Annotated in this window: 19 protein-coding genes; 11 read left to right on the forward strand and 8 right to left on the reverse strand. The window is 72.9% G+C overall.

Translation table 11 applies throughout. The features are described from left to right. The first annotated feature begins 285 nt into the window (after positions 1-285). On the forward strand, positions 286-1464 hold the full coding sequence (sucC, locus tag ABTZ54_RS05985) for an ADP-forming succinate--CoA ligase subunit beta (protein ID WP_351657645.1): 1179 nt from the start codon (positions 286-288) through the stop codon (positions 1462-1464). 17 nt (positions 1465-1481) lie between these two features. Then, complete coding sequence (gene sucD, locus ABTZ54_RS05990; RefSeq protein WP_351657647.1) at positions 1482-2366, forward strand: succinate--CoA ligase subunit alpha; 885 nt, start codon at positions 1482-1484, stop codon at positions 2364-2366. Positions 2367-2475: 109 nt separating this feature from the next. Here sucD and ABTZ54_RS05995 read toward each other — a convergent pair whose 3' ends face one another. Further along, positions 2476-3768, reverse strand: coding sequence for a sigma factor-like helix-turn-helix DNA-binding protein (locus ABTZ54_RS05995; RefSeq protein WP_351657649.1), 1293 nt, complete (start codon positions 3766-3768; stop codon positions 2476-2478). A gap of 120 nt (positions 3769-3888) precedes the next feature. Here ABTZ54_RS05995 and ABTZ54_RS06000 point away from each other — a divergent pair, with 120 nt between their 5' ends. Further along, the gene (locus ABTZ54_RS06000) at positions 3889-5523 is read left to right on the forward strand and encodes a cell division protein PerM (RefSeq protein ID WP_502997184.1); all 1635 of its coding nucleotides are present in this window, start codon (positions 3889-3891) and stop codon (positions 5521-5523) included. 1 nt (position 5524) lies between these two features. Here the strand turns inward: ABTZ54_RS06000 and ABTZ54_RS06005 are convergent, their stop codons facing one another. After that, positions 5525-6211: a hypothetical protein gene (locus tag ABTZ54_RS06005; RefSeq protein ID WP_351657655.1), complete on the reverse strand. Its 687-nt coding sequence runs from the start codon at positions 6209-6211 to the stop codon at positions 5525-5527. 239 nt (positions 6212-6450) lie between these two features. Between ABTZ54_RS06005 and purN the strand changes: the two genes are divergently transcribed. Together purN and purH are read left to right on the forward strand one after the other, a co-directional pair. Next, positions 6451-7077 (forward strand): phosphoribosylglycinamide formyltransferase, encoded by a 627-nt coding sequence (purN, locus tag ABTZ54_RS06010; RefSeq protein WP_351657658.1) that lies wholly within the window; start codon positions 6451-6453, stop codon positions 7075-7077. Next, entirely contained in the window at positions 7055-8617 is a 1563-nt protein-coding gene (gene purH / locus ABTZ54_RS06015) for a bifunctional phosphoribosylaminoimidazolecarboxamide formyltransferase/IMP cyclohydrolase (RefSeq protein ID WP_351657660.1), read from the forward strand. Before purN ends, purH begins: the two co-directional genes overlap by 23 nt. Positions 8618-8698: 81 nt before the next feature. Here purH and ABTZ54_RS06020 read toward each other — a convergent pair whose 3' ends face one another. The 5 genes from ABTZ54_RS06020 to ABTZ54_RS06040 all read right to left on the reverse strand — a co-directional run bounded on the left by ABTZ54_RS06020 (position 8699) and on the right by ABTZ54_RS06040 (position 13523). Continuing rightward, complete coding sequence (locus ABTZ54_RS06020; protein WP_351657661.1) at positions 8699-9916, reverse strand: ABC transporter permease; 1218 nt, start codon at positions 9914-9916, stop codon at positions 8699-8701. A 70-nt stretch (positions 9917-9986) separates the two neighbouring features. Further along, the gene (locus tag ABTZ54_RS06025; protein WP_351657663.1) at positions 9987-10682 is read right to left on the reverse strand and encodes an ABC transporter ATP-binding protein; all 696 of its coding nucleotides are present in this window, start codon (positions 10680-10682) and stop codon (positions 9987-9989) included. After that, entirely contained in the window at positions 10675-11958 is a 1284-nt protein-coding gene (locus ABTZ54_RS06030) for a hypothetical protein (RefSeq protein WP_351657666.1), read from the reverse strand. The genes ABTZ54_RS06025 and ABTZ54_RS06030 overlap by 8 nt, the downstream gene beginning before the upstream one ends. A gap of 1 nt (position 11959) precedes the next feature. Further along, on the reverse strand, positions 11960-12976 hold the full coding sequence (locus ABTZ54_RS06035; protein WP_351657669.1) for a hypothetical protein: 1017 nt from the start codon (positions 12974-12976) through the stop codon (positions 11960-11962). Between the two features lie 163 nt (positions 12977-13139). Then, complete coding sequence (locus ABTZ54_RS06040; RefSeq protein WP_351657672.1) at positions 13140-13523, reverse strand: peptidase inhibitor family I36 protein; 384 nt, start codon at positions 13521-13523, stop codon at positions 13140-13142. 361 nt (positions 13524-13884) lie between these two features. Here ABTZ54_RS06040 and ABTZ54_RS06045 point away from each other — a divergent pair, with 361 nt between their 5' ends. Continuing rightward, on the forward strand, positions 13885-15333 hold the full coding sequence (locus ABTZ54_RS06045) for a DUF2079 domain-containing protein (protein ID WP_351657674.1): 1449 nt from the start codon (positions 13885-13887) through the stop codon (positions 15331-15333). Between the two features lie 73 nt (positions 15334-15406). Here ABTZ54_RS06045 and ABTZ54_RS06050 read toward each other — a convergent pair whose 3' ends face one another. Next, on the reverse strand, positions 15407-15997 hold the full coding sequence (locus ABTZ54_RS06050) for a hypothetical protein (RefSeq protein ID WP_351657676.1): 591 nt from the start codon (positions 15995-15997) through the stop codon (positions 15407-15409). Positions 15998-16232: 235 nt separating this feature from the next. Between ABTZ54_RS06050 and ABTZ54_RS06055 the strand changes: the two genes are divergently transcribed. From ABTZ54_RS06055 to ABTZ54_RS06075, 5 genes are all read left to right on the forward strand, one after another. After that, entirely contained in the window at positions 16233-17093 is an 861-nt protein-coding gene (locus ABTZ54_RS06055) for a bifunctional methylenetetrahydrofolate dehydrogenase/methenyltetrahydrofolate cyclohydrolase (protein ID WP_351657679.1), read from the forward strand. A gap of 2 nt (positions 17094-17095) precedes the next feature. After that, complete coding sequence (locus ABTZ54_RS06060; RefSeq protein ID WP_502997185.1) at positions 17096-17587, forward strand: DUF3017 domain-containing protein; 492 nt, start codon at positions 17096-17098, stop codon at positions 17585-17587. A 303-nt stretch (positions 17588-17890) separates the two neighbouring features. Then, positions 17891-18880, forward strand: a complete 990-nt coding sequence (locus ABTZ54_RS06065) for a malate dehydrogenase (protein ID WP_351657682.1) — start codon at positions 17891-17893, stop codon at positions 18878-18880. A gap of 153 nt (positions 18881-19033) precedes the next feature. Beyond that, positions 19034-20776 carry an AbeC-like domain-containing protein gene (locus ABTZ54_RS06070; RefSeq protein WP_351657685.1) on the forward strand — a complete coding sequence of 581 codons (1743 nt, stop codon included), beginning with the start codon at positions 19034-19036 and terminating at the stop codon, positions 20774-20776. Continuing rightward, positions 20769-21143 (forward strand): hypothetical protein, encoded by a 375-nt coding sequence (locus ABTZ54_RS06075; RefSeq protein ID WP_351657688.1) that lies wholly within the window; start codon positions 20769-20771, stop codon positions 21141-21143. Before ABTZ54_RS06070 ends, ABTZ54_RS06075 begins: the two co-directional genes overlap by 8 nt.

Here is a 21143-nt window from a genome sequence, read left to right on the forward strand (position 1 = left end):
GCCGTGAGGGGCGCAACGCCCGCGCCCCGCCTGCCACAAGGGGGCCCCGGGCACCCGTCGCCCCCTCCACGGAACGCCCCGTCACCCCTACGTTCTGTGACCCGTATCACCGCTCCGTTGTGATCTGCGATTTAGGGACCAACGTCCCACGGGGATAACCTGCGAGACGGACATGCCGCGTCCACGGACACCGTGTACGCCTCCCTAGTGACAGCGCAGTCACGTTGCCCTTCGCGGCACGCCCACGCAGACAACGAACCGCGATCATCTAGAAAAGGGACGCGCGTGGACCTGTTCGAGTACCAGGCGAGGGACCTCTTCGCCAAGCACGGTGTACCGGTGCTGGCCGGTGAAGTCATCGACACGCCTGAGGCGGCGCGCGAGGCCACCGAGCGGCTTGGCGGAAAGTCGGTCGTCAAGGCGCAGGTGAAGGTCGGCGGCCGCGGCAAGGCCGGCGGCGTCAAGCTGGCCGCCAACCCGGACGAGGCCGTCGCCCGCGCGACGGACATCCTGGGCATGGACATCAAGGGCCACACGGTCCACAAGGTGATGATCGCCGAGCTGTCCCCGGAGATCGAGGCCGAGTACTACGTCTCGTACCTCCTCGACCGCACCAACCGCACCTTCCTGGCCATGGCCTCGGTGCAGGGCGGCATGGACATCGAGGAGGTCGCGGAGAAGACCCCCGAGGCCCTCGCGAAGGTCCCGGTCGACTCCAACAAGGGCGTCGACATCGCCAAGGCCCGCGAGATCGTCGCGCTGGCGAAGTTCCCGGCCGAGGTCGCCGAGGGCGTCGCCGAGGCCATGGTCACCCTGTGGGACACCTTCGTCGCCGAGGACGCCCTCCTCGTCGAGGTCAACCCGCTGGTGAAGACCAAGGACGGGCGCATCCTGGCCCTCGACGGCAAGGTCTCGCTCGACGAGAACGCCGACTTCCGTCAGCCCGAGCACGAGGCGCTCGAGGACAAGGCCGCAGCCAACCCGCTCGAGGCTGCCGCCAAGGCCAAGGGCCTCAACTACGTGAAGCTGGACGGCGAGGTCGGCATCATCGGCAACGGCGCCGGCCTGGTCATGTCGACCCTGGACGTCGTCGCGTACGCCGGTGAGAACCACGGCGGCGTGAAGCCGGCCAACTTCCTCGACATCGGTGGCGGCGCCTCCGCCGAGGTCATGGCGAACGGCCTGGAGATCATCCTGGGCGACTCGGACGTCAAGTCCGTGTTCGTCAACGTCTTCGGTGGCATCACCGCCTGTGACGAGGTCGCCAACGGCATCGTCCAGGCCCTGGAGCTCCTCAAGACCAAGGGCGAAGAGGTCACCAAGCCGCTGGTCGTGCGCCTCGACGGCAACAACGCCGAGCTGGGTCGCAAGATCCTGTCGGACGCCAACCACCCGCTGGTGCAGCGCGTGGACACCATGGATGGCGCGGCCGACAAGGCCGCCGAGCTCGCGGCTGCGAAGTAAGGGACGAGGACACAGCCATGGCTATCTTCCTCAACAAGGACAGCAAGGTCATCGTCCAGGGCATGACCGGTGCCACGGGCATGAAGCACACCAAGCTCATGCTGGGTGACGGCACCAACATCGTCGGTGGCGTGAACCCGCGCAAGGCCGGCACCTCCGTCGACTTCGACGGCACCGAGATCCCGGTCTTCGGCACCGTCGCCGAGGCGATGAAGGAGACCGGCGCCAACGTCTCGGTCCTCTTCGTCCCGCCGGCCTTCGCCAAGGCCGCCGTGGTCGAGGCGATCGACGCCGAGATCCCGCTCGCCGTGGTCATCACCGAGGGCATCGCCGTCCACGACTCGGCCGCGTTCTACGCGTACGCCGTGGAGAAGGGCGGCAAGACCCGCCTCATCGGCCCGAACTGCCCCGGTCTCATCACCCCGGGCCAGTCCAACGCCGGCATCATCCCGGGCGACATCACGAAGCCGGGCCGCATCGGCCTGGTCTCGAAGTCCGGCACGCTGACGTACCAGATGATGTACGAGCTCCGTGACCTCGGCTTCTCCTCCGCCGTCGGCATCGGTGGCGACCCGGTCATCGGCACCACGCACATCGACGCCCTGGCGGCCTTCGAGGCCGACCCGGAGACCGACCTGATCGTCATGATCGGCGAGATCGGCGGCGACGCCGAGGAGCGTGCGGCCGACTTCATCAAGGCCAACGTCACCAAGCCGGTCGTCGGCTACGTCGCGGGCTTCACCGCGCCCGAGGGCAAGACCATGGGCCACGCCGGCGCCATCGTCTCCGGCTCCTCCGGCACCGCCCAGGCGAAGAAGGAGGCCCTGGAGGCCGCGGGCGTCAAGGTCGGCAAGACCCCGACCGAGACGGCCAAGCTGGCGCGCGCGATCCTCGCGGGCTGAACAGCGACCGACAGTGGCTTCAGGCGCTCTTAGCGACTGACGTACGAGCGGGCCCCGCCCCTCCCGGAACACCGGGTGGGGGCGGGGCCCGCTCGTTTCTCGTACGGCGTTACTCCGCCCGGGGGACGAGACGCTCCGGGCCGGGGTTCGGCTCGGCGCGCAGCCGGTCGCGCAGCTCCTTGTCCTCGGGGCGCAGCTTCTGCGGCCCGCCGCGGACCGGGACGCCCTCGACGATCTCGCCGGGCGCGTTCACCGGGATGTAGTGGGTCGGCGCGGTCGACACGGTGAAGGCCGTGACGCCGATCAGCGCCGCGGTCACCCCGAAGACGGCCCGGGTCAGCATCCGGGTCCGCCGCTCGCTGCCGGTCCGCACGCTGCGCGCCGCAGGCAGGGTCGCCGTCGGCGCCTCCGCGACGAGGGCGCTCAGCCGCCGTTGCAGGGCCTCGGGGTCGTCCAGACCGGGGACCCGCTGCCCGAGGACGGTACGGGCGTGCAGCAGCCGGTTCCCGGCCGCCGGGGTGCTGGCCTCGGTCTCCGCCGCCGTCTCGGGCAGGTCGAGCCCGAGCCCGTCGTAGAGCAGGACGGTCCGGCGGTACGGGGGCGGCAGTTCGAGGAGCGCCATGAGCAGCGCGCGCCGGGAGGCCTCGGTCGGCGCGGAGTCCGGGTGCCGGTGGCGGCGCCGGAAGCGGTGCCAGGGGGAGAGCGCGTACTCGTACGCGGCGGCGCGCACCCAGCCCACCGGATCGCGGTCCACCGCGACCTCGGGCCAGTGCTGCCAGGCGTGGTGGAAGGCGTGCTCGACGGCCTCGCGGGAGAGGCCGCGGCGGCCGGTGAGCAGGTAGGTCTGGTGGACGAGGCCGGGCGCGGCGTACGCGTACAGCTCGTCGAAGGCCTGCTCGGGCGTGAGCCCGGCGTCGGCGGGGAGCGGCTCGGTGTCGGCGACCGGCTCACCCATGGCAGCCACCGGCTCAGGGACCGGCTCAGGCACCGGCTCGACGGCAGCCACCGGCTCACGCGCCGGGACCCGCTCCGAGACCCGCTCCAAGACCGGTTTCAGCCGCTCCTGCCGGGCCCCGGGCGCCTCGGCGCCCTTCGCCCCCGGCGCCTTCGGCGGCCGGGCCGGCCCCTTGGCGGCCGGGCGGGGGCGGGTGGCGGCGGGGGCCGGCCGGGCGGGCTTCTCCGTACGGGGCGCCTTGGGCTCCTCGTACACGCCGAGCAGCTTCGCGTACGCCTCGCGCTTGCGGCCTCTGGGGGCGCTGCGGCCGGTCTCCCAGGAGCGGACGGTGGCGCGGGTGACCCCCATGGCCTCCGCGACCTGCTCCTCGCTCAAGGAGAGGGCCTCGCGAAGGCGCCGCCGCTCCTTGGGGGAGGGCAGCGAAGCGGTCGGACTCGTGGGGCTCATCGGTGTCGACCTCCCGCGGTGCAGCCGGTGCAGCTCTGGGCGGAAAAGTGCATAAACGTATATTGAGCGACACAACGGCCATTCGCCTGTTACGGGGGCAAACCGCGTGTCGCTGGCAGCATGGGCCCCGTGACGCACGTGACCGAGCACCGCCCTCCGTTGTCGCCCGGCGCCCCGGTCCAGGGGGCCCGTACCGCCGTTCTGGTGACCGCCTTCGTGCGCGGAGGGGTTGCCGCGGGCCTCGGGCTCGGCGCGTTCGCCGTCCTGGTGACGGCGCTCTGGATCGCCTCCCCGTTCCCGGACAGCGGCCCCGGCGGGGCCCTGCACACCGCCGCCGGACTCTGGCTGCTGGCCCACGGCGCCGACCTGATCCGCACCGACACGACCAGCGGGCTCCCCGCCCCCCTCGGCGTCACCCCGCTGCTGCTCACGGTCCTGCCGCTGTGGCTCGCGCACCGCGCCGCCCGGGACACCCTCGACCCCGACGACGGGCGGCCCGTGCCCTCCATCGCGGGGGCCGTGGCCGCCGTGTCGGGGGGATATCTGCTGGTCGCGGCCGTGGTCGTGGTCTACACCGAGAGCGGGGCGCTGCCCGCCGACCTGCTCACCGCCGGGGTCTGGACGCCGCTGTCCGTGCCGGCTGCGGCCGCCGCGGGCGCCTGGACCGCGCACGGCAGGCCGCTGCCGGGCCGCGCGGAGACCGTCGTGGCGCTGCGCGCCGCCGGGCTCGCGCTGACCGTCCTGCTGGGCGGCGGGGCGGTGCTCGCGGCGGCCTCGCTGCTCTGGCACGCCGGTGACGCCCAGGCCTCCCTCAACGGCCTCGCGGGGGAGTGGTCCGGCCGGGTGGCCCTCCTGCTGCTGGTCCTCGCGCTGCTGCCGAACGCCGTCGTGTGGGGCGCCGCGTACGGCCTGGGCCCCGGCTTCTCGGTGGGTACGGGCGCCCTGGTGACCCCGCTCGGCTTCGCCGGGACCCCCGCCCTGCCCGACTTCCCGCTGCTCGCCGCGCTGCCCGCCGAGGGCCGGGGCATGTGGCTGCACTGGACGGCCGCGGCGGTCCCGGTCGCCGCCACGCTGCTGCTCGGGCACCGGGTGGGCCGCGCTTCCCGCGCCTGGGCGGCCCGGGAGGCGGTCCAGGCCGCGCTCGTCGCCTCCTGGGCGTGCGGGGCGGCCGTGGCCCTGCTCGCGGCGGCGGCCGGCGGCCCGCTCGGCCCCGGGCGGCTCGCCGCCTTCGGCCCGGTGTGGTGGCAGGCGGGCGCGGCGGCGGTGCTGTGGGGCTCGGCCCTCGGCGTACCGACGGCACTCGCGGTACGGGCCTGGGGGCTGCGCGGTCGCGGGCCCCGGGCGACGGCCAAGGACGCGTCCAAGGGCGTGCCGCTCGCGGCCCGGGCGACGGTCAAGGACGCGTCCAAGGGCGTGCCGCTCGCGGCCGGGGCGGCGGTCCTCGCGTTCCTGCCCCTGCCCGTACCGGCGGAACCGGCGCCGGAGACCCAGGCCACGGGCACCACCGGAGCCACGGAGGAGGCCGTCACCCCGGAGGAGGGCACCCCCGCCCTGGCGGCCCCGGCGCCCCCGCTGGGCGCGCTCGCCGCCCTGGACGCCCTGGAAGCCCTCGACGCCCTCGACGAGGGCGCGGGCGACGACGCGTACGGCTTCCTGCCCGCCGCCTGGGAGCCCCCGGCGGGGCTCCCCGCGCGCCCGGCCCCGGCACTCGGCCAGACCCCGGAGAAGGACATGGAGGGGGGCTCCGCCCCCTGACCTACTCCCGCACCCCGAAGGTGTCCTGGAGCGGCTTCGGCAGCAGGTCGTTGCAGGACAGCTCGGCCTGCTTGGTCAGGGCGTCGTCGCGGCACTGGTAGAAGTCCCGGTAGACGAGGTGCATCGTGAAGCCGGCGGCGACGATCGCCAGGGCCACCGCGGACGCGACAAGACCGCTGATCGCCGCCGTCCGCTTCGAGCGGGCCGCACCCGCGGCCGCCGCGACCTGGGCGGGGGTCGGCGGGCCGTCGGTGGCCTCCGGCGCCTTCACCCGCGCGCGCAGGCCGCTGATCGCCCAGTACAGACCGAGGGCGCCGAGCAGCAGGGCCAGCTCGTGGATGCCGAAGACCGCGAAGAAGAACGCCCACATGCCCGAGAGCACCGCGTACCGGGCCCGCCGCTGCGCCGGGTCGGTCGGGTCCCAGCGCAGGCCGGGGCCCTGGCCGCCCTCGGGTCCGCCCGGTCCGCCGCCCTGCCCGCCCGAGGGCTGCTCGGGGCGGCGGCCGAAGCCGTCGGAGGAACGTCCCGGCTGGCTGCTGCTCCAGCCGGGACCGGACGCCGGACCGTTCCCTGAACCCTGGGAACCCTCCGTGCCCTCTGGGCGCCGCGGCTGCCACGGCTGGTCCGGCTGTCCCTCCGGCGGCGGCGCGAACGGGTTGTTGTCGTTCGTGGACTGGCGATCCGGCATGTGCTGGACGTCTTCCCTCTGTCTGTCGTGCGCGGGTGTGGCCTGCTGTGGCGTGGCGGTGACTCGGCCGTTGTCTGTCGTCGGACCCTGACGCTACCTCCCGGCCCCGCCCCCGTCCCGTGGGGGCCGTCCGGTGTGCCGGTATCGTTGCTGACGGCCGAGCCCTTCGTAGGGTTCCCCGTATCGCGGGATGCGATTCGTTCGTACGACCGCACAAACACCACGGAAAGAGTGACCCAGTGGCTGCCGCCCGCCTCGTCGTCCTGGTCTCCGGCTCCGGCACGAACCTCCAGGCCCTGCTCGACGCCATCGCCGCCGATCCCCAGGGGTACGGCGCCGAGGTCGTCGCCGTCGGGGCCGACCGGGACGGGATCGCCGGTCTGGAGCGGGCCGAGCGCGCCGGGCTGCCCACCTTCGTCTGCCGGGTCAAGGACCACGGCAGCCGCGAGGAGTGGGACCGGGCACTCACCGAGGCCACGGCGGCGTACGAGCCGGACCTGGTCGTCTCGGCCGGTTTCATGAAGATCGTCGGCAAGGAGTTCCTCGCCCGCTTCGGCGGCCGCGTGGTGAACACCCACCCGGCGCTGCTCCCCAGTTTTCCCGGTGCCCACGGGGTGCGCGACGCCCTCGCCTACGGGGCGAAGGTCACCGGATGCACCGTCCACTTCGTCGACGACGGCGTCGACACCGGCCCGATCATCGCCCAGGGCGTGGTCGAGGTGCGGGACGAGGACGATGAGGCCGCGCTCCACGAGCGCATCAAGGACGTCGAGCGCTCGCTGCTCGTCGAGGTCGTGGGGCGTCTCGCCCGCAACGGCTACAGCATTGAGGGACGAAAGGTTCATGTCGGTGAACGACACCGTTAAGCCCATCCGCCGCGCGCTGGTCAGCGTCTACGACAAGACGGGGCTCGAAGAGCTGGCCCTCGGACTGCACCAGGCCGGGGTCGAGCTCGTCTCCACCGGCTCCACCGCCGCCAAGATCGCCGCGGCCGGCGTCCCGGTCACCAAGGTCGAGGAGCTGACCGGCTTCCCCGAGTGCCTGGACGGCCGCGTCAAGACCCTGCACCCGCGCGTGCACGCCGGCATCCTCGCCGACCTGCGCCTGGAGTCGCACCGCGAGCAGCTGGCCGAGCTGGGTGTCGAGCCCTTCGACCTGGTCGTCGTGAACCTGTACCCGTTCCGCGAGACCGTCGCCTCCGGCGCCACGCCGGACGAGTGCGTCGAGCAGATCGACATCGGCGGCCCCTCCATGGTCCGCGCCGCCGCCAAGAACCACCCGTCGGTGGCCATCGTCACCGAGCCCGGCGCCTACGCCGCGGTCCTCGACGCGGTCAAGGAGGGTGGCTTCACGCTGGCCCAGCGCAAGCGCTTCGCCGCGCAGGCCTTCCAGCACACCGCCGCGTACGACGTGGCCGTCGCCGCCTGGTTCGCCGACGACTACTCCGCCGCCGACGACTCCGGCTTCCCGGACTTCCTGGGCGCCACCTACGCCCGTAAGAACGTCCTGCGCTACGGCGAGAACCCGCACCAGGGCGCCGCGCTCTACGTCGACGGCACGGGCGGCCTCGCCGAGGCCGAGCAGCTGCACGGCAAGGAGATGTCCTACAACAACTACACGGACACCGACGCCGCGCGCCGGGCCGCGTACGACCACGCCGAGCCGTGCGTCGCGATCATCAAGCACGCCAACCCGTGCGGCATCGCGGTCGGCGCCGACGTCGCCGAGGCGCACCGCAAGGCGCACGCCTGCGACCCGCTCTCCGCGTTCGGCGGTGTCATCGCCGTGAACCGCCCGGTGTCGGTCGCGATGGCCGAGCAGGTCGCCGAGATCTTCACCGAGGTCATCGTCGCCCCGGCGTACGAGGACGGCGCGGTCGAGGTGCTGGCCAAGAAGAAGAACATCCGCGTGCTGCGCGCCGAGGGCGCCCCGGCCAACCCGGTCGAGGTCAAGCCCGTCGACGGCGGTGCCCTGCTCCAGGTCACCGACCGCCTCCAGGCCCCGGGCGACGACCCGGCGAACTGGACGCTCGCCACCGGGGAGGCGCTCTCCGCCGAGGAGCTCGCCGAGCTCGCCTTCGCCTGGAAGGCCTGCCGCGCGGTCAAGTCCAACGCGATCCTGCTCGCCAAGGACGGCGCCTCGGTCGGCGTCGGCATGGGCCAGGTCAACCGCGTCGACTCCGCGAAGCTGGCCGTCGAGCGGGCCGGCGAGGAGCGGGCGCGCGGCGCGTACGCCGCCTCCGACGCGTTCTTCCCGTTCCCGGACGGCCTGGAGATCCTCACGGCCGCGGGCGTGAAGGCGGTCGTGCAGCCCGGCGGTTCGGTCCGCGACGAGCAGGTGGTCGAGGCCGCGGCGAAGGCCGGCGTGACGATGTACTTCACCGGCACGCGCCACTTCTTCCACTGATCCTGTGCGGACACTGATCCCGTACGGAGGGCCCGCCGGTACGCACATGCGTACCGGCGGGCCCTCCGTCGTACGCGCCCCTCAGCCCCGCAGCGTCTCCGCCGGGGCCACCCGGGCCGCCGCGAGGGCCGGATAGACCCCCGCCAGCATCCCCACCGCGAGCCCAAGGAGCGGCCCCGCCACCGTGAGGCGCGGGTCCAGGACCACGAGCCAGCCCTTGGCGAGGGCGGTCCCCGCCGTCACGTCCACGCCGACCGCCGTGCCGAGCACCCCGCCGACCAGGCCGAGCAGCCCGCACTCCACGAGGAACTGCGCCGAGACCGCCGCCCGGCCCGCGCCGACCGCCCGGCGCAGCCCGATCTCGGACCGGCGCTCGACGACCGAGACGTACGTGGTGTTGCTGACGCCCAGCGCGCCGATCAGCAGCGACACCCCCGCAAGGCCAAGGAACAGCGCCCGGGTCTCGCTCTCCACGCCGCCCCGGAAGCTGCCCAGGTCGGCGGGGACGATCGCGGCCAGCCGGTCGGGGCCCTCGGGGCGCAGCGCGAGCGGGGCTTCGAGACCGACCTGCTGGGCGGCGCCGAGCTCGGTGCGCAGCACGGCCTCGGTGGAGCCGAAGACCAGCCGCCCGCCCTCCTTGCCGGCGGCGTCCGCGCCCGACGCCGGCTGGGGGCGGGCCAGCACGCCGCCGTCGCCCGCGCAGTCCGCGTACGGGACGACGACACTGCCGGTGAGCCGGGTCTCGCCGGTCGGGGCGCGGAAGGTGCCGATCACGGTGAAGGGGCGGCCCGCGAGGTAGACGGCGGGGGCGGCCTCCGGGTCCTGTTCGAGCAGGGCGTCCAGGCCGAGGGCCTTGGCGGCGACGGTGTCCACGACGGCGACGGCGTCCCCGCGGGCGATGTGCCCGGCGTCCGGCAGCCGTCCGGAGCGGGCGGTCACCCCGAGGGCGGCGAGCGCCCCGTCGTCGGCGGCCAGCACCCGCAGCTCCTGCGGGGTGGCCCGGTCGAAGCGGGGGTCGAGCGCCGAGACCGAGGGCCGCTCGTCCGCGACGCAGAGGAAGCCGGCCGACCGTACCCCGTTGAGCTTCCTGGCCCGGGTGATCGCGGCGGCGCCGGGCCGGGCGGCCTCGTTGGGGAAGCGGACGGTCACGGCGGTCGCCTTGAGCGCGTCGAAGCGGCCGGAGACGGCGTCCGCCGCGCTCGCCGTGATGCCGGTGGTGGCGAGGGCCGCGGCGATGCCGAGGGCGATCCCGAGGACGGTGAGCAGCGAGCGCAGCCGGCGCCCGAGCACGGCGTACACGGCCTGGACGGCGATGTCCGCGAAGGCCGTGCCGGTCCGGGGGGATCTTCTACCGCGTCGCCGCCGCCGGTCAGCCGACAACGCGGCCGTCCACGACCCGCAGCTCCCGGTCGGCCCGTTCGGCCACGTCCCGTTCGTGGGTGACGACGACCACCGTCCGCTCGGGGGTGACCAGGGCGCGCAGCAGGTCCATCACCTGGCCGGTGTTGGCCGAGTCCAGGTTGCCGGTGGGCTCGTCGCAGAGCAGGACCGACGGCTGGTGCACGACGGCCCTGGCGAGCGCGACCCGCTGGCGTTCGCCGCCGGAGAGCGTGGTCGGCCGGGCCGCGATCCGGTGCCCGAGGCCGACCGAGCGCAGCGCCCGCTCGGCCAGCTCCCGCCGCTCGTTGCGCGGGTGGCGGGTGTGCACGAGCGGCAGCTGCACATTGCGCAGACAGCTCAGGTACGGCACGAGGTGGAAGGACTGGAAGACGAAGCCGAGCCGGGTGGCCCGCAGCCGGGTCCGCTCGCGCTCGCCGAGCGTGCGGACGTCGACGCCGTCCATCGCGTACCGCCCGCCGGTGGCGGTGTCGAGCAGGCCGAGGATGTTGAGCAGGGTCGACTTCCCGGAGCCGGAGGGGCCGGTGATGGCCACCATCTCGCCGGTGCTGATCTCCAGGGTGGCGTCGACCAGCGCGGTCACCGGGCGGGCCGCCGGGTACGTCTTGGAGACCTCCGCCATGGAGATCACCACCCGCCGCTCGTCGGGCGAGAGGGCGTCAGCCAAGGCCGGCCTCCCGGTACGCGTAGCCGACGAGCAGCGGCGCCCCGGCCTTGAGGGCGGGGTCCGTGAAGGTGACCGCTGCCCGGCCGCCGACGGTGAGGGCCACCTCGACGGGCACGTGCCGGCGCCGGTCGCCCTGGAGGACGGTCACCGAGACCACGCCCGCGGGGTCGGTCCACAGGGCGGAGACCGGCACGACGAGTGCGTCCGGCGGGCTGGTGCGCCGGACCACCTCGACCGTGACGGAGCTGCCGAGCGCGCCGTCGGGGACGCGCCCGCCGATGTCGAAGTAGGCGGTCCGCGCGGTGGAGCCGGTGCTCAGCCGGTCGTACGAGCCCTGGAGCCGCCCCTTGCCGAGCCCGGCTCCGTCGCCGTACGCCTCGGCGCGAGCGCCGCGCGGCAGCGCGGTCAGGTCGGGCAGGTCCAGGTCGGTGACGGGGACCTTGACCTGCCAGTGGCCGCCGGTGACGGTGAACAGCGGCTCGGCGGCGCTCATGCCCACCCGGCCCGGCACGTCGCCGACGACGGCGGGGAGCGCGCCCAGGTACGTCACCTCGGACATGGGGAGGGTGACGACGGTACGGGCCTGGGGCGGCGGCGCGGACGAGTTGGTGCCGCCCTGCGCCTTGCCCTCGCCGGTGCCGCCGTCCGTGGCCGCCTTGCCGCCCGAGGTCCCGCCGTCCGTGGCGGAGCCGCCGCTCCCGCCCTCCGGCCCCAACTGCGCCCGGTAGCCCGCCGCGCGGTACAGCCGCTTGAGGTCCCGGGCCGTCCGGTCGTCGAAGCTGCCCGTCACGGGGGTCCCGTACAACCCCTCCAGGGCCTGCTGGAGCTGGCGTACGTCGGGGCCCTCCATGCCCTCGGCGAGGTCGCGGTAGGCGGGGAAGGCGCCCTCCAGGAGGAAGAGCGGACGGCCCGAGACCTCCGCGGCCACGGCCCCGTTCGCCAGCCGCTGCCCGGGTTTCAGGGAGAGCCGGGTGACGACCTGCCGGGCGGCGCCCGCGCCGGACTCCGGGCCCTTCACGGTGAGGGTGCTGCTGCGGGTCAGGGTGCCGTCCCAGCGCTTGCGGTCGACCAGGGGGCCGGCCTCGGCGGGCACGGTGACGCTGGAGCGCGGCGGCGCGGCGGCCGAGGAGGCGCGCTGCTCCGGCGTACGGGCCTGGGAGGCGGCGATCCAGGCGCCGCCGCTCGCGGCGAGCGCGAGGACGAGACCGGCGGCGCCGGCCACCCGGCCCCAGCGGCGCTTCGGGGGGCCGCCGGGGGCCTCGTCCGTGCCGTCCATCTCAGGACTCCAGCATTTTCTGGGCCTTCTTCTGAGCCCCGGTCAGAATCTGCTGATAGGTGACGAGATCGGCTTCGTTCTTCACGTACAGCGCGGTCAGGGACTTCTGGTAGGCGGACCGCCAGAAAGTGTCGTACTTCGCGGAGTCGGCGCATCGCGCGTCGGCTTTCGCCTGGGCGATCTCCTTTTTCCTGCCGGATTCCACGGCGGCCGCGTCCAGGTTCTTTCCGGCGTCTTTTCCGCCGTAGTAGTCCTTGGCCTTCTTGATGGCCTCGGTCGGTGATTTCATTCCGCCGTAACCGGCCTTGTCCATACAGCCCGACCAGGTGCCGACGGCCTTCAGGAAGGCGTCGGAGCTCTCGGCCTCGCGGCCGGCCTCGTGGCGCATCCCGTTGTCGGTGAGCCACATGAGGCGCAGATAGGTGGTCATGTCGCCGTAGAGCGTCTTGCGGGTCTCGCCGATGCAACCGCCGCTCGGGGAGGAGAACTTGCCCTCGCCGGTCTCGTAGCTGACGAGCTGGTCGGGTGCGCCGTTCTTGGCGAGGGTGTACCGCTGCTTCTCGGCGTCCGGCAGGGCCGCCCACGGGCCCGGCCTGTCGCTGGTCGAGTCCTGCGGGGCGGCGGGGTCGCCGCTCGCGTCCGGGGCGGCGCCGTAGCCGTGCCGGGCGGCCTCCTGGGCGGTGGGGGAGACCCGGCCCTCGGGCGCCTCGGAGGCGCTGTCCGCGGGCATCGGCGCGGGGTCCGGCGGGTGCACCGTGAAGCCCTTGGAGACCATGCACCTGCGGGTCAGCTGGAGCTCCATCGCGCCGACCTGGCGGGCGAGCTCCTTGGCCGAGCCGAAGGCCGCCGTGGCCTTGGCGGCGCTCGCCGCGTCGGGCGCGGACGCCCCGCCGCGGGGGGCGTCGGGACCGCCCTGCGCGCCGCTGTCCGGGCCGGCGTCCGGGCCCGATCCGCAGCCGGTGAGCAGGACGAGGGCGGCGGCGGCCAGGGTGGCGCCGATCCGGTGACGGGGGAGCATGAGGGTCCCTTCGGGGCGGTCGTGCAGAGCCGGCGGTCCGGCCGGGCGGGCCCGTGCGGGTGGCCCTGCCGAGCGGTCCTGCCGGGCGGTATGGTGGCGGCGGGATGCCTCCCCCTCCTGCGATGAGGGGGAGGCATCCTGTGTGTTCACCGCTGACTCGGGGTCAGCACCAGCTGGCGCCGTCCCACTTGTGCGAGCGGCCGTTGTCGTTCTGCGAGGGGCCGCCCGCGCCGAGCTGGTAGCCCGGGTTGAAGCAGGTGTTCACGGTGGAGTAGTTGGCGAAGGCGTACACCTTCACCGTGACGCTCCACTTGTTCATCCAGGAGCTGTCGTTGTCGTAGATCGCCGACTGGTCGGACCAGTCGGGGTCCGCGCCGCTGAAGCGGTACATCGGGTAGTTCTGGTTGAACTCCTGCGCCTGGTAGACACAGAAGTAACCGGAGTAACAGTTGCGGTCGACGGCGGAGGCCGGGGACGTGACGGCCATCGTGAGGCCTGCCGCGGCGGAAACCCCCAGGAGGGCGGAGATCATTCTGCGCTTGACCATGTGCTCTTCCTTTCACGTGGAGTGTCGGGAGATACGGGTCGTGCGGTCGAGGAAGCTAGCACAGCGCTGACGGCCCTTGTTCGGAACTGTTTGCTCCGAAGGGCGAGTTCGGGCCAGCGGGTCTGAAATATGGCTGAAATATTCGAGATCGACCATCGGGTTCCGGTCATGAGCATTCCGTGTGCGGAGTATGCGGCCGAGGCCCGCACCAGCGGCAATTCCTTCCGGCTTTACCGATCATTGGCATGGAGCATTGAATTCCGTACCGAGTCAATGTGATCTGAGTCACATCGGTTCATCCGATTGGGGACTCTGGTCTAATGGGTTGCTCTTTTGTCGGCGGCTGGTCCATGGGGGCGCGGTGTTGGATGTGCGGAACGGATCCTCGGCGGCGTCCGCCGCCCCCGAGGCGGGCGGCGGACCGCCCGACGGTCCCCCGGCGGTGCCCCTGCGCCCGTACGCGATCCTGGCGGGCGTCTTCTGCGCCCTGTACTTCCTGTACTCCTGGGTCCAGTACACGCAGTTCCGCAACCCGTCCTGGGACCTCGGGATCTTCGAGCAGTCGGTCCGGGCCTACGCCGAGCTGCGCGCCCCGATCGTCGACATCAAGGGCCCCGGCTTCCTCATACTCGGGGACCACTTCAGCCCGGTGACCGCGCTCCTCGCGCCGCTCTACTGGGTCTGGTCCTCCCCCCTCGCCCTCCTCTTCGCCCAGGCGGCGCTCTTCGCCGCCTCCGCGGCCGTCGTCGGCCGCACCGCCCAGCAGGTGCTCGGCAGCCGGGCGGCCGGCATCGGTATCACCGTCGCCTACGGGCTCTCCTGGGGCCTCCAGGAAGCGGTCAAGTCCGACTTCCACGAGATAGCCTTCGCCGTCCCGCTGCTCGCCCTCACCTGCCGGGCGCTGCTCCTCGGGCGCTGGAACGCCGCCGTCGCCTGGGCCGTGCCGCTCGTCCTCGTCAAGGAGGACATGGGGCTCACCGTCGCCATGGTCGGCGCGGTCCTCTTCGTGAAGGGCCAGAAGCGGCTCGGCGCCGCACTGGCCGGTTTCGGGGTGGCGTTCTTCGCCCTCACCGTGCTCGTCCTCATCCCGGCCGCGAGCCGGGTCGGCCAGTACGACTACTGGGCCAAGATCGAGAAGACCGGCGAGGGCGCGGACGTCTCGTTCCTCGACTCGCTCGTCGGCGCCTTCGGCCCCGGCGACAAGTGGGAGATGGCCTTCTTCCTCGTCGGCATCACCGGCTTCCTCGCCCTGCGCTCCCCGCTGATGCTGCTCGTCCTGCCGACGCTCGGCTGGCGCTTCCTCTCCCAGGACCCCAACCACTGGGGCATGATCTGGCACTACAGCGCGCTGCTCATGCCCATCGTCTTCCTCGCCCTGGTCGACGCGGTCCGCGCGGTGCGCACCTCGCCCCGCCCCTGGCTCGTGGCGTACGGGAAGGTCGTCGTCCCCGTCGTCACCGCGATCGCCGTCGTGCACGCCCTGGACCTGCCCCTGCGCGAGCTGCTGCGCTCCGAGACCTACCGCACCGACGCCCGCGTCCTGGACGCGCGCCGCGCGGTGGCCGCGGTGCCGGAGGGGACCAGCGTCGAGACGAACGTGACGCTGATGGCGCACCTGACCGCGGACCACAAGGTCTACTGGGTCGGCGGAGCGACCGGCGTCAGCCCCGACTACCTCGCCCTGGACCTGAACTCCGGCTGGTCCCAGCCGATCACCGACCCGGTCCAGCTGGCCTCCCAGCTCCACCCGGGGACCCGGTACGAGATCGCGGCGCAGTCGGGACAGTTCGTGGTGCTGAAGCGGGGCTAGCCGCCGCGCCCGTACACACGCCGAAGGGCCCGGTTCCTGGACAGGAACCGGGCCCTTCGGCGTACCGGGTGGATCAGTACTGCTGCTTCTGGCGGTTGAACCAGGCCGAGCCGTCCGCCTTCGCGCAGAAGACGATGACGAGGACGCCCAGCGCCATGCTCACGATGCCCAGCGGCAGCGAGAAGATGCTGAACAGCACGATGAACGCGGCGTAGACGATGGAGCAGATGCGCACGCCGTTGCCGCCGGACTTGAACTTGGCGGCGAGCACCATGCCCAGGACGGCGAAGATGATCGAGAAGACGCCGACCACGATCAGCAGGCCCTGGCCCAGGTTCGCGAACGCCTCGGCGTCGGCGGTGCTCGTGCCGGACTTCTCCAGCTCGCTGCCGACGGCGAAGGACAGGGCGATGACGACGAGGCCGCCGATCAGGTTGAGGGCGCCGACGATCCACAGCATCACGCGGGCCGCCTTCACCCCGCCCGGCATCTCGGTCGGGCCGGCCGGGAAGCCGCCGTACTGGTCGACCGGCGGGGCGGCCGGGTAGCCGTAGCCCTGCTGCGGCGGGACGCCCTGGGGGGTCTGCTGCGGGTAGCCGTAGCCGGGCTGCTGCTGACCCTGGGGCTGCTGGCCGTAGGGGTTGTTCGGTTCGCCGAAGCTCATCGAGGGGTTCCTCCGTGATTCATTGCGGGGACGGCGCGGTCCGCGCGGAGGAAATTTCCCTACGTGTTTCACCACATATGAGCGGTTCTGCCCCCCGGCACTGCCCGCGGCACTGCGCGGATCATCGTCGTCAATACGGCGACCGCTTGTCCAGTCGGTGCACAGCGGAGTTGTGCAAGTGCAATGTTCGGTTCCGAATTGGAAACGGTGGGGGGTCATCCGGGAGGATGGCCGCATGAGCGCCCAGATTCTCGACGGCAAGGCCACCGCAGCCGCGATCAAGTCCGATCTGACCGCCCGTGTGGCGGCCCTCAAGGAGCGGGGCGTCACGCCCGGTCTCGGCACCGTCCTGGTCGGCGACGACCCGGGCAGCCAGAAGTACGTCGCCGGCAAGCACCGCGACTGCGCGCAGGTCGGCATCGCCTCCATCCAGCGCGAACTGCCCGCCACCGCCACCCAGGAGGAGATCGAGGCGGTCGTCCGGGAGCTCAACGAGGACCCCGAGTGCACGGGGTACATCGTCCAGCTCCCGCTGCCCAAGGGCATCGACGAGAACCGGATCCTGGAGCTGATGGACCCGGCCAAGGACGCCGACGGCCTGCACCCGACCAACCTCGGCCGGCTGGTCCTCAACGAGCCCGCCCCGCTGCCCTGCACCCCGTACGGCATCGTCCGGCTGCTGCGCCAGCACGGCGTGGAGATCAACGGCGCCGAGGTCGTGGTCGTCGGCCGCGGCGTCACCATCGGGCGCCCGATGCCGCTGCTGCTGACCCGCCGCACCGAGAACGCGACGGTCACCCAGTGCCACACCGGCACCCGCGACCTCTCCGCGCACCTGCGCCGGGCCGACATCATCGTCGCCGCGGCCGGGGTGCCCCACCTGATCAAGCCCGAGGACGTGAAGCCGGGCGCCGCCGTCCTCGACGTCGGCGTCTCGCGCAACGGCGAGGGCAAGATCCTCGGCGACGTCGACCCCGGTGTCGCCGAGGTCGCCGGCTGGATCTCGCCGAACCCGGGCGGCGTCGGCCCGATGACCCGCGCCCAGCTCCTGGTCAACGTCGTCGAGGCCGCGGAGCGCGCGGCCGGGGAGCTCTGACCGTGCCACCCACCGGCACCCCGGACGAGCCGACCGGGACCGCGGACCCGGTCTCGGCCCCCGAGGGCTCCGCGCCCGAGGACCCCGCGCCCGCCTCGCGCCGCCACCCCCGCGCGACGCTCACCACCGGGACGGTGCGCCCCGAGGGCGGCGGCCGGGCGGCGCCCGGGGACGCCCCGGCGCCCGCGCGGCAGTGGCCGCTGCTGACCGTGCTCGGGATGGCCGCGCTCGGGCTGCTGATCGTCGGCACCGACCTGTTCCCGCAGGCCTTCCGGGTCGGCACGCTGCTCGTCGGCGCCGCGCTCCTGACCGGCGCGGTGCTGCGGCGCACGCTGCCGTCGGTGGGGATGCTGGCCGTCCGCTCGCGCTTCACCGACATGATCACGTACGGGGTGATGGGCGCCCTGATCGTGCTGCTCGCGCTCATGGTGCAGCCGTCGCCCTGGCTGCGGATCCCGCTCCTGGAGGACGTCCTCCATCTCACGGTGACGTAGCCACCTCACGCGTACGACGGCGCCCGTCCTCTCCCCCGAGGGAGGACGGGCGCCGCTGTGATCAAGGGTCATGTACGCGCCAAGGCCCGTTCAAGGGCTGCCTGGCCCTTGTGGCACGGAGGTGACCATTCCGGTACGTGGGCGGCAGTGAGCCGTCCCACAAGGGGATGGGGATTCCGCAGGGCCCGGGTCGGATAGCCTGACCGCTGGATATCTCTTCACGTCGAGACAAGGATCGATCAAGAGGGGTATCCCGCATCAGGGGCAGGGACCCCCACCGCCAGCTGTCTTACGGAGATCGCCATGACCCGCACTCCCGTGAATGTCACCGTGACCGGCGCGGCCGGCCAGATCGGCTACGCGCTGCTCTTCCGCATCGCCTCCGGCCACCTGCTCGGCCCGGACGTGCCGGTCAAGCTCCGCCTCCTGGAGATCCCGCAGGGCGTCAAGGCCGCCGAGGGCACCGCCATGGAGCTCGACGACTGCGCCTTCCCGCTGCTCAAGGGCATCGACATCTTCGACAACCCGAACGCGGGCTTCGAGGGCGCCAACATCGGCCTGCTCGTCGGCGCGCGTCCGCGCGGCCCGGGCATGGAGCGCGGCGACCTGCTCGCCGCCAACGGCGGCATCTTCAAGCCGCAGGGCGAGGCCATCGCCGCGCACGCCGCCGACGACATCAAGATCCTGGTCGTCGGCAACCCGGCCAACACCAACGCCCTGATCGCCCAGTCGGCCGCCAAGGGCGTCCCGGCCGAGCGCTTCACCGCGATGACCCGCCTGGACCACAACCGCGCCCTGACGCAGCTGGCCCAGAAGACCGGCTCCTCGGTCACGGACATCAAGCGCCTCACCATCTGGGGCAACCACTCCGCGACCCAGTACCCGGACATCTTCCACGCGGAGATCGCCGGCAAGAACGCCGCCGACGTCGTCAACGACGAGGCCTGGCTGGCCGACACCTTCATCCCGACCGTCGCCAAGCGCGGCGCCGCGATCATCGACGCCCGTGGCGCGTCCTCGGCCGCCTCGGCCGCCAACGCCGCCATCGACCACGTCCACACCTGGGTCAACGGCACCGCCGAGGGCGACTGGACCTCCATGGGCGTTCCGTCGGACGGCTCCTACGGCGTCCCGGAGGGCCTGATCTCCTCCTTCCCCGTCACCTGCAAGGACGGCAACTACGAGATCGTCCAGGGCCTGGACATCAACGAGTTCTCCCGCGCCCGCATCGACGCCTCCGTCAACGAGCTCTCCGAGGAGCGCGACGCGGTCCGCGAGCTCGGCCTGATCTGAACGGACTGAGCTCTCCCGCTCGTTCACACACGGCGCCCCCGGCCACTCGGCCGGGGGCGCCGTGCGTTCTATGCTGTGCCCTCGCGCGGCCCGGACGGCGAGGGTCGTCAACTCGACCGCGTGTACGCACAGTTCGACACCATCGGGGGAGTCATGACGCAGTCGTTCGTACCGCAGCAACCCGGCCCACCACCACCGCCCGCCGCCGACCCGCGCCGCTCACCCGCCGTCAGTGAGGCCAGCCGCCTCCTGTGCGCGGGCACCTACCTCGACGACCGGTTCCGCGACGCCGTCATCGACGAGCTCTACGTCCACGAGGAGCGCGTCGCCGCGCCCTCCCTCGGCGTCGACGCGGCCCGCGTCCTCGCCCACGCCCTGCGCGCCCGCCGGATCGAACTCGGCTGGGCCGCCGCCATCCTGGCCCTGTGGATCATCGCCTTCCCGCTGACCAAGGGCCTGGTCATGTTCTTCGCCCTGCCCTTCGTGCTGCTCGGCATCGCCCGCTGGGTCCGCGGCCGCTCGGCCCGCGCCCCCCTCTACCGCACCGTCCCCGCCTTCCTCCTGCGCTGGTACGGGCGGCTCACCCTGATCCAGACCGTCCTGCTCCTCCTCGTCCTCGCTCTCGCCGGCGAGGAGACCCGCTGGAACCTGCTCAGCGGCCTCGGCGACTGGGGCGAGCTCCTCGGCCTCGCCGTCAGCGGCCTCACCCAGGACCTGTGGGGCGTCGGCCGCCTGGAGGTCTGGCTCACCCTCGCCGTCCCGGCGCTGCTTGCCTGGGCGGTCGCCACCCAGCGCGGCCAGTTCGCCCGGGCGCTCACCGGCGAGCTCTCCACGGACCACTTCGCGAACCTCGCCGCGGACCCGGCGGAGCAGGCCCAGGGCGCCCGCTTCCGGCGGCTGCGCGACCGGATCAGGACCGAACAGCACGCCCGGCTCGTGATGTACCGCTCCGAAAACCCGTTCTGCGGCGCGGGCGAACCGTACGAGCCCTGGTCGCTCTCCGTCGAGCTGCGGCCCCGCAAGAACCTCGAAGGGCGCGCGCCCGAACCGCTCGACAACAGCGCGATCATGCGGCACATCGTCCCGCTCGTGGAGGCCCTGCGGGTGCCGTCCCCGCACAGCTCCCCGGAGATCACCGCCGCCGTACGGGACCGGCTGCGCGAGCTGGAGATCGACGAGGTCGTCTTCCTGCCCGTCGACGGCCTGCGGATGGCGCGCGCCGCCATCCCGTACACCCCGGAGTTCTTCGAACTGCACCGCTCCTCCGCCATCGAGGAGGGCGGCGAACCCCGCCGGCACTTCCTGCGGATCAGGGTCGGCGGCTGGGGCGAGGAGATCGTCACGACCGTGTTCGTACGGGTCCACACCCAGGGCGGCATGCTGATGCTGGAGGTCGCCCCGCACGTCCTGCGGCCGGTCGCCCCGCTGTACCGCTACGCCGACCGGATCGCCCACCGCTACCGGCACAACCACCACTTCGGCAAGGCCGTCTGGGCCCTCGGTCAGGCCCCCCGCGCCGCCGGCCAGTCCTTCGTCACGCTCGGGCGGGCCCTCGCCCACCAGTGGCGGCAGCTCACCGGCGGCCACGCGAAGGCACTGCCCGAGGGACCGTGGGCCTCGGTCCGCGAGCTCGGCTCCGAGGACGAGGCGTCCCTCTTCCAGGAGATGGACGTCAGCCGCTACCTGAAGAGCGTCCAGGACCGGGTGGCGAACGGGGTGACCGTCGCGCTGCGCCAGGCCGGTTACGAGACCGCCGAGTTCGAGCAGAAGATCGTGCACGTCGCCGAGGGCGGGACGTTCATCGAGAACACCAAGGGGAACGTCACCATCGGCGACCACAACACCGTCACCAGCAAGACCTTCCACACGACGAAGACCGGAGGCGACCGTGGCTGACCAGGGTCAGGACCAGCGCGGCATCCACATCACCAACACCCAGGGCAACGTCACCGTCGGCGACCACAACACGGTGTCGTACACGGTGCAGGGCACGGAGCCCGGCCGCGACCCCGCCCAGGAGGAGCTCCTCCAGGCCGTCCGCAGGCTCCGCGCCGACCTCGGCGGAGTCGTCCCCTCGGATCAGACCACCGCCCTCGACGCCGAACTCTCGGACACCGAGGACGAGATCGAGGGCACGGGCGCGGCGGGCACGGGCCGCCTGACCCGGCTGCGCCAGGCCCTGACCGACGCCGGTGCCGTGACCGGCATCCTCGCCTCGGGCGTCGCGGTCGGCCAGGCCGTCGCCGCCCTGCTCGGAGGATGA

Source organism: Streptomyces sp. NPDC094032 (assembly GCF_040303965.1).
Taxonomy (GTDB): Bacteria; Actinomycetota; Actinomycetes; order Streptomycetales; family Streptomycetaceae; genus Streptomyces.